The 12,704-nt window shown below is 64.8% G+C and carries 10 protein-coding genes; 4 read left to right on the top strand and 6 right to left on the bottom strand.

Annotated elements, in window-relative coordinates:
- Positions 1-30: 30 nt before the first annotated feature.
- The 3 genes from ACROSR_RS15450 to ACROSR_RS15460 form a co-directional block, all read right to left on the bottom strand.
- Positions 31-1,374, bottom strand: a complete 1,344-nt coding sequence (locus ACROSR_RS15450; protein ID WP_432686624.1) for a S41 family peptidase — start codon at positions 1,372-1,374, stop codon at positions 31-33.
- A 175-nt stretch (positions 1,375-1,549) separates the two neighbouring features.
- On the bottom strand, positions 1,550-3,064 hold the full coding sequence (gpmI, locus tag ACROSR_RS15455; RefSeq protein WP_432686626.1) for a 2,3-bisphosphoglycerate-independent phosphoglycerate mutase: 1,515 nt from the start codon (positions 3,062-3,064) through the stop codon (positions 1,550-1,552).
- A gap of 118 nt (positions 3,065-3,182) precedes the next feature.
- Positions 3,183-4,058, bottom strand: a complete 876-nt coding sequence (locus ACROSR_RS15460) for a hypothetical protein (protein ID WP_432686628.1) — start codon at positions 4,056-4,058, stop codon at positions 3,183-3,185.
- 169 nt (positions 4,059-4,227) lie between these two features.
- Here ACROSR_RS15460 and ACROSR_RS15465 point away from each other — a divergent pair, with 169 nt between their 5' ends.
- Positions 4,228-4,830 (top strand): LolA family protein, encoded by a 603-nt coding sequence (locus ACROSR_RS15465; RefSeq protein ID WP_432686630.1) that lies wholly within the window; start codon positions 4,228-4,230, stop codon positions 4,828-4,830.
- A 30-nt stretch (positions 4,831-4,860) separates the two neighbouring features.
- Here ACROSR_RS15465 and ACROSR_RS15470 read toward each other — a convergent pair whose 3' ends face one another.
- Together ACROSR_RS15470 and ACROSR_RS15475 are read right to left on the bottom strand one after the other, a co-directional pair.
- Positions 4,861-7,731, bottom strand: a complete 2,871-nt coding sequence (locus tag ACROSR_RS15470) for a DNA translocase FtsK (RefSeq protein WP_432686632.1) — start codon at positions 7,729-7,731, stop codon at positions 4,861-4,863.
- A gap of 18 nt (positions 7,732-7,749) precedes the next feature.
- Positions 7,750-8,928 carry an aminotransferase class I/II-fold pyridoxal phosphate-dependent enzyme gene (locus ACROSR_RS15475; protein WP_432686640.1) on the bottom strand — a complete coding sequence of 393 codons (1,179 nt, stop codon included), beginning with the start codon at positions 8,926-8,928 and terminating at the stop codon, positions 7,750-7,752.
- 242 nt (positions 8,929-9,170) lie between these two features.
- Here ACROSR_RS15475 and ACROSR_RS15480 point away from each other — a divergent pair, with 242 nt between their 5' ends.
- Positions 9,171-9,914, top strand: coding sequence for a rhomboid family intramembrane serine protease (locus ACROSR_RS15480; protein WP_432686642.1), 744 nt, complete (start codon positions 9,171-9,173; stop codon positions 9,912-9,914).
- Positions 9,911-10,279: a GFA family protein gene (locus tag ACROSR_RS15485; protein ID WP_432686634.1), complete on the top strand. Its 369-nt coding sequence runs from the start codon at positions 9,911-9,913 to the stop codon at positions 10,277-10,279. Before ACROSR_RS15480 ends, ACROSR_RS15485 begins: the two co-directional genes overlap by 4 nt.
- 62 nt (positions 10,280-10,341) lie before the next feature.
- Here the strand turns inward: ACROSR_RS15485 and ACROSR_RS15490 are convergent, their stop codons facing one another.
- Complete coding sequence (locus tag ACROSR_RS15490) at positions 10,342-10,620, bottom strand: acylphosphatase (protein ID WP_432686636.1); 279 nt, start codon at positions 10,618-10,620, stop codon at positions 10,342-10,344.
- Positions 10,621-10,735: 115 nt separating this feature from the next.
- Here ACROSR_RS15490 and lepA point away from each other — a divergent pair, with 115 nt between their 5' ends.
- Entirely contained in the window at positions 10,736-12,535 is a 1,800-nt protein-coding gene (gene lepA / locus ACROSR_RS15495) for a translation elongation factor 4 (RefSeq protein ID WP_432686638.1), read from the top strand.
- Positions 12,536-12,704 lie beyond the last annotated feature (169 nt).

Here is a 12,704-nt window from a genome sequence, read left to right on the forward strand (position 1 = left end):
CGCGCGGGCCGTTTTTCGGATTATTCGGGCTTAGTCCGCGCTGCGGCCCATCATGGACAGACCACGCAGGATATCCACGGCATAGGCAAGCTGGTAATCCTCTTCGCGCAGCATGGCCGCGGCCTCGGCCTGTTTGCGATCTTCCTCGATCTGCCGTTTCTCTTCCTCGCTGAGGCTGTCATTGTTCAGACGGCCCCGCAGATCGGCCTCTGACCGTGAGGGGCGCGGCGTCGCCTCGTCATCCTCTGCGGTCGTCGCGTCGTCCCGCGACGGCTGCTTTACAAGGATATCGGGACTGACCCCGAGGGCCTGGATCGACCGCCCCGAGGGCGTGTAGTAGCGCGCGGTCGTCAAGCGAATCGCGCCGTTGCCACGCAGCGGCATGACCGTCTGGACCGACCCTTTGCCAAAGCTCTTTGTGCCGACGACGATCGCACGATTGTGATCCTGCAAGGCACCGGCGACGATCTCCGACGCGCTCGCGGAGCCGCCATTGATCAGCACCACGATGGGTTTGCCCTCGGCCAGATCACCGGGCTTGGCATTGAAGCGATCCCCGTCCTGCAGCTCGCGTCCGCGCGTGCTGACGATCTCGCCCTTGTCGAGGAAGGCGTCGGCGACCTTGATCGCCTGCGACAGCAGGCCGCCGGGATTGTTGCGCAGATCCAGGACGATGCCGCTGACCTGGTCCATGCCGCCGATCGCCTCGACCTGTTCTTCCAGCCCGCGTTCGAGGTTGGGGTATGTCTGGTCGTTGAAGGTCGTGACCCGCAGGACGACTGTTTCCTGCTCGCGGCGGGCGCGCACGGCGGTCAGCGTGATGGTGTCGCGGATGATCGACACGTCGAACGGTTCGGCCCGGCCTTCGCGCACGACGGTGATCACGATCTCGCTGCCCACCGGCCCGCGCATCAGGTCCACCGCGTCGTTGAGGGTCAGGCCCAGCACGCTTTCGCCATCGACATGGGTGATGAAATCGCCCGCCTCGATCCCGGCCTGATCGGCCGGGGTGCCGTCCATCGGCGAGACGACCTTGACGAAGCCGTCCTCTTGCGTGACCTCGATCCCGAGGCCGCCGAATTCACCGCGCGTCTGGACCTGCATGTTCTCCGCGTCGTCGGGGGACAGGTAGCTCGAATGCGGGTCGAGCGAGGTCAGCATGCCGTTGATCGCCGCTTCGATCAGCTCTTCGGTCTCGACCTCCTCGACATATTGCGCGCGGATCCGCTCGAAGATGTCACCGAACAGATCGAGCTGCTCGTACACGTTGCTCGAACTCTCGTCCTCCTGCGCCAGAAGCGGTGCGGCGATCTGGGTTGTCGCGACCGCTCCTGTCAGGATGCCGATCGCTGCGGCCATCAGGAATTTCTTCATGTCTCACTCTTCCTTGTCGGGTGTGAACCGCGCTTGGCCGTCCACCGTGAATTGACGTGTCCCGGCGAGACATAGCACGTCCGGGGCTTTTGGGCACCCGCATCGGGACAGACCACGCACGGGTTTTCCTTTCGGGGCATCTTGCAAAGAGGATCGGGGCAATGCAAGCGCCACCTCATGACAGAAGGTTTCGGCCGGTCATTTCATCGGGCTGCGGCAGCCCCATCAGGGCGAGGACGGTCGGTGCCAGATCCGCAAGCCTGCCGCCCGCGCGCAGGTTCGCACCCTCGGGCCCGCCAACAAGGATGACCGGCACGGGGTTGAGGGTGTGTGCGGTATGCGCCCCGCCGGTGTCGGGATCGACCATCACCTCGCAATTGCCGTGATCGGCGGTGACGATCATCGCGCCGCCCGCCGCCTCCAGCGCCTCCAGCGCCCGGCCCAGACCGGCATCGACGGCCTCGCAGGCGGCGATGGCGGCCTTCAGATCGCCGGTATGGCCGACCATGTCGGGATTGGCATAGTTCACCACGATCAGGTCGTAGCCATCGGCAATCGCGCCGACCAGTTGATCGGTGACCTCTGCCGCCGACATCTCTGGCTGCAGGTCATAGGTCGCGACATCGGGCGATGCGGCCATGTAGCGCGCCTCGCCCTCCTCGGGGGTCTCCTTGCCGCCATTCAGAAAGAAGGTGACATGCGGGTATTTCTCGGTCTCGGCGAGGTGGAACTGCCGCCGCCCGTTCTGCGCCACCCAGGCCCCCAGCGTGTTGACGATGTCGCGCGGCGGAAAGACCGTGTCGAACCACGCGTCATGCGCGTCGGAATACTGCACCATGCCAAGCGTTGCGGCCCAGTCCGGCACGATATCGCGCGCGAAGGCGTCGAAGTCGGGGTCCGCCATCGCCTGCAGGATCTCGCGCGCGCGGTCGGCGCGGAAATTCAGGCAGAACAGGCCATCACCTGCCGCCACGCCGTCGTAATCGCCGATCACTGTCGCGGCGATGAACTCGTCACTTTCGGATCGCGCATAGGCGTTGGTCACGGCCGTCTGGGGGGTGGCGGCGCGCAGTCCCCGTCCCGCGATCATGGCCTCATAGGCCTCTTGCACCCGCGACCAGCGATTGTCGCGGTCCATCGCAAAATAGCGCCCGGTGACCGTGCCGATCTGCACATCTTCTGGCAGGGCCTCGACCAATCGTGCCAGATGGCTGCGCGCCGAGCGCGGGGCGACGTCGCGCCCGTCCGTGATCGCGTGCAGCACGACCGGCACACCGGCCGCGCGGATCGCCGTCGCGGCGGCGGCGATATGGGTGATATGCCCGTGCACCCCGCCATCCGAGACGAGGCCCATCAGATGCGCGCGCCCGCCGCTGTCCTGCAGGCGTCGGATGAAACGCGTCAGCGCCTCGTTCTCGGCAAAGCTTCCGTCCTCGATCGCAAGATCGATCTGCCCCAGATCCATCGCCACGACGCGCCCGGCGCCGATATTGGTGTGGCCCACCTCGGAATTGCCCATCTGCCCGCGTGGCAAGCCTACATCGGGGCCGTGAGTGGTCAGAGTGGAGCGGGGACAGGTCTGCATCAGGCGGTCGAAATTGGGCGTGTCCGCAAGATGCGGCGCGTTCGCCTCGGCGCGTTCGCTCAGGCCCCAGCCATCTAGGATACAAAGGACAACGGGTGCGGGCATGCTTTCTCCTGCCTTGGATTTCCGGGTATGTAACGTGTCGGCGGGTCGGGGTGAACCCATCCCGACCCGATGCGGCACAGGGCCTCGGGCGATTGCGGCGGCGGCACCAGCGCCAAGATCAGGGCGTGATCACCTGAACGTCCTCGATCGCGTCGATGGCTTCGAGGTCGGCATCGTAGATTTCGGTCAGCCGGTCGATGACCTGCGCGTCCCATCCGGCCACGTCCACCTCTTCTTCGATGGCGTCGGTATCCGCGAACCGTTCCAGAAACGCGGTGATGACGCGCTGTTTCTGCGCTTCGGTCATGCCGGGATGCGCGGCGAGATAATCCTGAAACCGCTGAAAGCCGGGCTGCGTCATGATCTCGGACAAAAGCGAGAATTCGCCGTCGATCCGTACCGAGGCGTCGACCCCGGCCATCGCCCGTACCAGCCGCGCCCAGATCACCGGCGTGTCCTCGTTGCACCAGACCGTGATGGGCATTTCTGGAAACGCGGCACGGATGCGCGCGATCAGGTGCGACCAGCGCACCTGATCGGGATTGCCGTCGCGCATGAGGTCGGCCACGGACGCAAAGGGGGTGCTGTCCAGCAGGGCAGGCAGGAACATGGCCGGATTGCGCAGCCCGAGGAACAGCGCGACCTCGTCCCCGGCAAAGATCTGTCGAAACAGCCCGAGCCGCGCCTCGGCCGCAGGATAAAGATCGGTCTCGGCGACGGCCATCCGTTGCGTGCCAAAGAATCCCGCATTGGACAGTACGAGCCGATCGACCCCGCCCGTGTCACCGATGGCATCGAGGACCAGATCGCGCGCATCCGGGCCAAGGCCCGTGTCCTGCGCGCGGTTCAGGATGTCGCGCAAAAGCTTGCGATAGCTGGACGGTGACGGCACGCCGACCCCGGATTGTGACAGGTGCGCATGATTGTTGCGCAGGCAGGTGATCAGCCTGTCCTCGTCGGTCGCGTGGGCGCCTGCGTGAAGTGCGATCTGCATCGGGATCCTGTGGTTTCCTGCCCGTGTAGCCGGTCTGCGCGGCCTTGCACAGGGCAACGGTCACGGCATCGTGTCGGGCGGTTACATGATAGGCGGGCTTTTACCAACACACGATAAATTCATGACCTGTACTGGTGAATTTCGCCGCGCGGCGTCATATGTCTATGGCATGAAAATGATACGTATCCTCATGATCCCCGTGCTCTGTGCGGCGATGACCCTGCCAGCCGCCGCACAAAAGCTGTCGCTTGCCGAAATCTCGTCTTACCTCAACGGGTTGAAGACCGCGCAAGGAGAGTTCACCCAAGTCAACGATGACGGAACGCTGAGTACCGGTCGCATCCTGCTGAGGCGACCGGGGCGGGTGCGGTTCGAATACGACCCGCCCAACGATGCGCTGGTGGTGGCCGATGGCGACACGGTGGGCATCATCGACCCGCGTTCGAACGAAAAGCAGGGATACCCGCTGCACCGCACGCCGCTGAAGATCATCCTCGCGCGCAACGTGGACCTGACGCGCGAACGAATGGTTGTCGGCCATGGCAGCGACGACACCTCGACCACGGTGCGCGCGCAGGACCCCGACAACCCCGAATACGGCAGCATCGACCTGGTGTTCACCCGCGACCCGGTCGAGTTGCGCCAATGGGTGATCCATGACGGCAACGGCAGCAGCACGACCGTCATCCTCGGGGACCTGCAAACCGGCATGCAGTTGTCCAACGACCTTTTCGAAATCCCCGGACGCAATACCGACCGAATCGATCGCTGATCCGTCACGTGCCGCGCCGACCCGAACGCCCTATTGGGGCTCGGGCACCAGCACTTCGCGCTTGCCGACATGGTTGGCGGGGCTGACGACGCCCTCGTCCTCCATCTGTTCGACGAGACGTGCGGCCTTGTTATAGCCGATCGCCAGCTTGCGCTGCACATAGGAGGTCGAGCATTTGCGGTCCTTGATCACGATCGCAACCGCCTGATCGTAGAGCGCGTCCTCGCCGTCGGTGTTGCCCCCGGTCGACAGGCCCAGAACCGCATCCACGTTGCCCGCCGCGCCGTCCTTGGGCCCTTCCTGCACGCCGCTTTCGTAAGAGGGCGGACCGTAGGCCTTGAGGTGGCGCACCACGTCCTCGACCTCGTCATCGCTGACGAACGGGCCGTGACAGCGGGTGATCTTGCCGCCCCCGGCCATATACAGCATGTCGCCCATGCCCAATAGCTGCTCGGCGCCCATCTCGCCCAGGATGGTGCGGCTGTCGATCTTCGAGGTGACCTGAAAGCTGATCCGCGTGGGGAAGTTCGCCTTGATCGTGCCGGTGATCACATCGACCGACGGGCGCTGCGTGGCCATGATCAGGTGGATGCCCGACGCCCGCGCCATCTGCGCAAGGCGCTGGATGCAGGCCTCGATCTCCTTGCCGGCGACCATCATCAAGTCGGCCATCTCGTCGACGATCACCACGATATAGGGCATCTTCTCGGGCGCGAATTCCTCGGTCTCGAAGACCGGCTCGCCGGTCTCGTCGTCAAAGCCCGTCTGCACCGTGCGACTGAACATCTCGTCCTTCTTCAACGCCTCGTCGACGCGGCCATTATACCCGTCGATGTTGCGCACGCCCATCTTCGACATCTTGCGGTAGCGGTCCTCCATCTCGGCGACCACCCATTTGAGCGCGACCACCGCCTTTTTCGGATCGGTCACGACGGGCGACAGAAGATGCGGAATGCCGTCATAGACCGAAAGTTCCAGCATCTTGGGGTCGATCATGATCAGCCGGCATTCATCCGGCGTCAGCTTGTAAAGCAGTGACAGGATCATGGTGTTGATCGCCACCGACTTGCCCGACCCGGTGGTGCCCGCGATCAGAAGGTGCGGCATCTTCGCCAGGTTGGTGACAATGGGATCTCCGGCGATATCCTTGCCGAGCGCCAGCGGCAGTTTTTGGTTGCCGTCGCCATAGGCGCGGCTCGACAGGATTTCGCGGAAGCCGACCGTCTCGCGCTGGTCGTTGGGCAGCTCGATCCCGATGATCGACCGTCCCGGCACCGTCGAGACCCGCGCCGACAGCGCGGCCATGGATCGCGCGATGTCATCGGCAAGGCCGATCACGCGGCTGGCCTTCAGGCCCGGCGCCGGCTCCAGCTCGTACATCGTCACCACGGGGCCGGGGCGCACGCTGACGATCTCGCCCTTGACGCCGTAATCGTCGAGCACGCTTTCCAGCATGCGGGCGTTCTGTTCCAAGGCTTCGTCGCTGAGATGATGCCGCTCGATATTGGCCGGATCGGCGAGCAGGCCAAGCGGCGGCAGCTCGAAATCGGGAAATTCACTGTCGGAAAATTTCAGATCGGGCTGGGCCTCGGCCATGGCGCGCGACGAGGGTGAGGGCGTCTTGCGTGCCGTGCTCTGGACGATCTTGCGCGGCTCGGACTCGGGCACGCGAAACGCCTCTGTTTCGGACGGCACATGCGCGTCGGTATCGTCGGCCGCATCGGGCGCCTTCGCGGGATCGGGCTGCGACAGGCGCGGCTCTTCGGGTGCGTGGTGCGCGGTCAACGGTGGCTCGGGCGGCAGCGGATCGCGCGGCGCGGTGTTCAGGATCAGCGGATCGGGCCCCCGGCCACGCCCCTTGGTCAGTGGCGCGATCTCTTCGGTGCGCAGCGCCGGATTCTGCCGCGCCCGTGTGCGGATCACGTCCGAGATGCGCGCCTTTATCCGGTCCTGTTCGGGCGGGTCGGTCTCGCCCGTGTACTCTTCGGGTTCGATCAGTTCGGGATCGGGCAACGGGGCCGGTTTGCGCAACAGGCCCGGCATGCGCGCGAGGAACCCGCCCCGCGCGTCGGTCTCTTTCGGCGGGTCTTTGGGGGCGTCCGTCCCGGCGGTCGTGCGCAAGGCCGGCTCGGTGCGCCGCACGCGCGGGGCATTGGCCGATGGCGCATCGTCGCTGTCGGCGTCCGCGCCGGCGCGGCGCTCTGCCCGCCGTGCGCGCAGGGACCGGCCGGCCCGCGCCATGCCCCCCGCGCCCAGGCCCAGGCCGCGCATCAGACCCGCGTAGGTCACGATCACCCCGACAAGCAGGAAGCGTGCGATCCGCCGCAATTCGGTGCGGGTGAACCCCAGAACGAACGCCCCGAAGGCCAGCACCGCGATGCCCAAAGCAACCGACAGCACCTTCAGACCCAGATCCGCGCCCAAGGGCAGCACGCCCAGAACCGTGCCCAGAACCGTGTCCCCGAACAGGCCGCCCATCCCGAAGCTGTGGGTCGCGGTCCAGCCGGGACCGGGTGTGAGCGTCGCGGCATGCATCGACAGCAAGGCCAGCCAGATCGGCGCGAAGATCAGCCGCCCCGTAGCCCGCGCATCGCCCAGATGCAGCGCAAACCGCACACCCCACACCGCCGGCACCACGGCAAGCCCCCACGCGCCCCAGCCGAGGATCATGAAAAGCGGCGCGGCGATCGCGGCCCCGGCCGGGCCCATCCAGTTCTGCACCGGCGCATCCGTGGCAGAAATCCAGCTTGGATCATCGGGGGTGTAGGACATGACCATGGCCGCGGCCATCACCCCGAGCGACACGAGCACGAGCCCCAGCAATTCCTTGCCGCGTTTCTCGATCATTTCCGCCGTGCCCGGATCTAGAAACGGGTCACGCCCGCGGGTCTGATATGCCATGTCGTCCCTCGTCCTCGATCATCGGTAAAGACAGTCGCGCAAGGCAGTCAGCCCGCGTGCCATCTCGTCTTTCGGGGCCACCATGGCGGCCCGGATGTAACCCTTGCCGGGATTGGCCCCCTCGACCTCTTGTCCGAGATAGGCACCGGGCAGCACGCGCACGCCCGTCTCTTGCCACAGCCGGAGTGTTGCCGCTTCGCCATCCGCGACCGGCAACCACAGAAAGAATCCCGCCTCGGGGCTGTGGTAGCCGGGGACGCCGCCAAGGATCTCGTCGGCGATCGCGTATTTCTCGGCGTAAAGGCGGCGGTTCTCGACCACGTGATCCTCGTCGGCCCAGACGGCGGCGGCGGCGTGCTGCAACGGCATCGGCAGGGGCGCGCCCGCGTAATTGCGTAGCTGCCTCAAAGCCTTGATGCTTTCGGGACCGGCGGCCACGAAGCCCGACCGCAACCCCGGCAAGTTCGACCGCTTCGACAGGCTGTGGAAGGCCACGATGCGTTCGGGGTCTGCGCCCATTTCCTGGGCCACTTGCAACACGCCGACGGGCGCCGCGTCGCGGTAGATCTCGGAATAGCATTCATCCGCGAAGATGCGGAAATCGTGCCGTTCGGCCAGAGCGATCAGATGCGCCCAGTAGGCGCGGCTGGCCACGGCCCCTTGCGGGTTCGACGGCGAGCACAGGTAGACGACGCTCGTGCGATCCAGCACGTCCGTGGAGACCGCGTCGAAATCCGGCAGGTGCCCGGTTGCCTCGGTCGCGTTCAAAAAGACCGGCGTCGCGCCCACGCTGAGGGCGGCCACCATGTAGACCTGATAGAACGGGTTGGGCACCAGAACCAGCGGCGCCTGCCCGTTCTTCGTTTCGGGACAAAGCGCCATCATCGCGTTGTAAAGCCCTTCGCGCGTGCCGTTGAGCGCCATCACCCGTGTCGCAGGGTCAAGCGTCACGGCGTAGCGCCGTCCGATCCAGTCGGTGATGGCCTCCAGCAGGGCGGGCATCCCTTCGTTGACGGGGTAGTTGCCAAAGCCGTCGGCGTGCTGCGTGATGATCTCGGTGATCCAGGGCGGAAAGGCATGCCCGGGCTCGCCGATCGTCATGTGCACGACGTCGCCGCCCGGCGCGTGTGCGTCCAGCAGGTTCCGCAGGCGCGGAAACGCATAGGCCGGTAGGTTCGTAAACCGCTCGGGAAACATGTAATATTGCCTCAAGGTTCGGGATCATGGACGCCCCGTTTCGACGAAGAGTACCGAAGCGTCATCGTCGGGTCCAGCAAAACGACGACCTTGACAGCGAAGTTGTTGTATTTTGACAAGTCCTTGTCGCGATGCCACGGATCGGATGAGTGACCGACGGCGCGCCGCCCTTGGCGCTGTTTGTGTTGCTCGGGACGAAAGATTGTCTTTTCGGACTGCGGATAACGCGCTACCTGCGGCACATGTTTCCGATCCGCGATCATAATCCGTCCGGGTGCACGCCGTATATCACCTACCTGCTGATCGCGCTCAACATCGCGATCTTCGCGGCGTACTGGCCTCTGTTCGGCAACGAACGGGCCATCACGCTGTTCTTTCATGATTGGGCGATGGTCCCGGCACAGGTCACGCAACAGGGAATCTATTCGGGCCTTCTGACATCCATGTTCCTGCATGGCGGGATCATGCACCTCGCGGGCAACATGCTTTTCCTTTGGATTTTCGGCGACAACATGGAGGATCGGATGGGCCATCTGCCCTATCTCGGCTTCTACATCGTGTCGGGTACGATCGCCGGGCTGGCGCAGGTCCTCGGGGCGCCGCTCTCGACCGTGCCGACGGTCGGGGCGTCGGGGGCGATCGCGGGGGTCATGGGCGGGTATCTGCTGCTGTTTCCACGCGCGCGGGTCGATGTGCTTTTGATCTTCATCGTGTTCTTCCGGGTGATCACGATCCCGGCCGCGCTGGTGCTGGCGCTATGGTTCGTGTTCCAGGTCATCGCCGGGCTGGGCAGCGACCCGGATATGGGCGGCGTGGCCTACTGGGCGCATGCGGGCGGCTTTGTGGCCGGTGTCGTGCTGACGCTTCCGGTCTTCCTGCGGCTTGGCGGGCCGCGGTTCTGGGCGATACAGCGGGGGGGTACGCCACATTCCGGGGCGGCGCGCACCCGGCGCACCCCGATCCCCCGCGTGCGGAGGCGCCGATGAGCACAGCTTTCACGGCCACCTGCCATTGCGGCGCGATCGAATTGCGCGTGACACTGCCCCGAGGATTGGAGACAGCCCGCCGCTGCGACTGCTCTTTCTGCCGCCGCCGGGGGGCCGCGGCGGTCTCGGCGCCGTTGTCGCAGCTTGAAATCGTGAAGGGTGCGGACGACCTGACCCTGTACCGCTGGGGCACGGAAACGGCGCAGCATTACTTCTGTCGCATTTGCGGCATATACACCCATCATCGGCGCCGGTCGAACCCGGATGAATACGGCGTGAACCTCGGGGCCCTGCACGGGGTTAATCCAAAAGAGCTGGAGCCGATCGCGTGGGTCGACGGTGTCAACCACCCGTCAGACCGCTGACCCGTGACCGGCAGGTGATGCGGCGGGCGGCGCGCCCGGGACGCCAATCCCGTAAATGTGCCCTAGGCGCGGATCTCGAACTGCGTGGCACCGGTCGGCGTCGCGTCACTCAGCGTCACCTCGTGCACCTCTGCCGCGGGCGGACCCTTGTGCATGGCCGCGACCATCGCATCGACATCTTCGGCGCGGCCTTCCAGATGCGCCGTGACCGTTCCGTCGGCTTCGTTTCGAACCCAACCGGCAAGGCCCGCCGCCTGTGCTTCGCTCTGCGTCCAGGCCCGGAAACTGACCCCCTGTACTCGGCCCGATGCCCGCACCGCTATCGCCTTGATCCGTGACATCCGTCTCTCCGTCATGTCCGACCCCGATCTGTCGTCGGGATCATATCGGGCGCGGGACAACTGGGCGGACATGTCTCCTTGACCACCCCCTGAAACCCCGCCATATCCCGTTATCATGACACCTCTTTCGCACATCCGCAATTTCTCGATCGTGGCGCATATCGACCACGGCAAATCCACGCTGGCCGACCGCCTGATCCAGATGACGGACACGGTGGCCGAACGCGACATGAAGGAACAGCTGCTCGATGCCATGGACATCGAGCGCGAGCGCGGCATCACCATCAAGGCCAATACCGTCCGCATCGATTACACCGCCGACAACGGGGAACAATACGTTCTGAACCTGATCGACACGCCCGGCCACGTCGATTTCGCCTACGAGGTCTCGCGGTCGATGCGCGCGGTCGAGGGCTCGCTTCTGGTGGTCGACAGCACCCAGGGCGTCGAGGCCCAGACGCTGGCCAATGTCTATCAGGCGATCGACGCAAATCACGAACTTGTGCCGGTGCTCAACAAGATCGACCTTCCGGCCTCGGACCTGTCGCGGACCGCCGAACAGATCGAGGACGTGATCGGCATCGACGCAAGCGGGGCGATCCCGGTCTCGGCCAAGACGGGGCAGGGCATCCGCGAAACGCTAGAGGCCATCATCCACCACCTGCCGCCCCCGGTGGGCGATCGCGACGCGCCGCTCAAGGCGATGCTGGTGGACAGCAAATACGACCTGTACCTTGGCGTGCTGGTGCTGGTGCGGATCATGGACGGGGTCATGAAGAAAGGCGACCGCATCCGCATGATGCAGACCGGCGCCACCTACAACGTGGAACGCATCGGCGTCTTTCGCCCCGCCATGACCGTGGTCGACGAGTTGGGGCCCGGCGAGATCGGCTTTATCACCGCGTCCATCAAACAGGTGCGCGATACCCGCGTGGGCGATACGATCACCCACGAGAAACGCCAATGCGCGAAGGCCCTGCCGGGGTTCAAGCCATCGGTCCCGGTGGTGTTCTGCGGCCTCTTTCCGGTCGATTCGGCGCAATTCGACGACCTGCGCGATTCGATCGAAAAACTCGCGCTCAACGACGCGTCCTTCAGCTACGAGATGGAAAGCTCCGCCGCGCTCGGCTTCGGGTTCCGTTGCGGGTTTCTGGGCCTGTTGCATCTCGAAGTGATCCGCGACCGGATCGAACGCGAATACGACATCGAACTCATCACCACGGCGCCGTCGGTGATCTATCACATCTACATGAAGGACGGCGAGCGGATCGATCTTCACAATCCCGCGGACATGCCCGACCCGACATCCGTCGACCATGTCGAGGAGCCGCGCATCAAGGCCACGATCCTGGTCCCGGACGAGTTTCTGGGCGAGGTGCTGAAGCTGTGTCAGGATCGCCGCGGTCTGCAACTCGACATGACCTATGCGGGCAGCCGGGCGATGGTGGTCTACGACCTGCCCTTGAACGAGGTGGTGTTCGACTTCTACGACCGGCTGAAATCGGTGACGCGGGGCTATGCCTCGTTCGACTACCAGCTTGAAGGCTACCGGACCGACAACCTCGCCAAGATGTCGATCCTCGTGAATGACGAGCCCGTGGACGCGCTGGCGATGATGGTCCACCGCGACCGGGCCGAGACGCGCGGCCGCGCGATGGTCGAAAAACTCAAGGACCTGATCCCCCGCCACATGTTCAAGATCCCGATCCAGGCGGCGATCGGCGGCAAGGTCATCGCGCGCGAAACGCTGTCGGCGATGCGCAAGGACGTGACCGCCAAATGCTACGGCGGCGACGCCTCGCGCAAGAAGAAGCTGCTGGAAAAGCAGAAAGCCGGCAAGAAGAAGATGCGCCAGTTCGGCCGCGTCGAGATCCCGCAGGAAGCCTTCATCTCGGCGCTGAAGATGGATGATTGAGCCCATATCCCACTCCGATAACCCGGCGTTCGAAAGCGATGGGGAAGCTAATTGCGACTGCAACCGGTCTTTTTTCCGCCATCGCCCTCTCGGCGCAGGGCAATCGCAGTTGGGGTCACGTCTCGACTAAACCATTGAGAACCCTGCGAAGGAAGTCGTCATCCCAGCC

The organism is Roseovarius tibetensis (assembly GCF_050896375.1).
Classification (GTDB): domain Bacteria; phylum Pseudomonadota; class Alphaproteobacteria; order Rhodobacterales; family Rhodobacteraceae; genus Roseovarius; species Roseovarius tibetensis.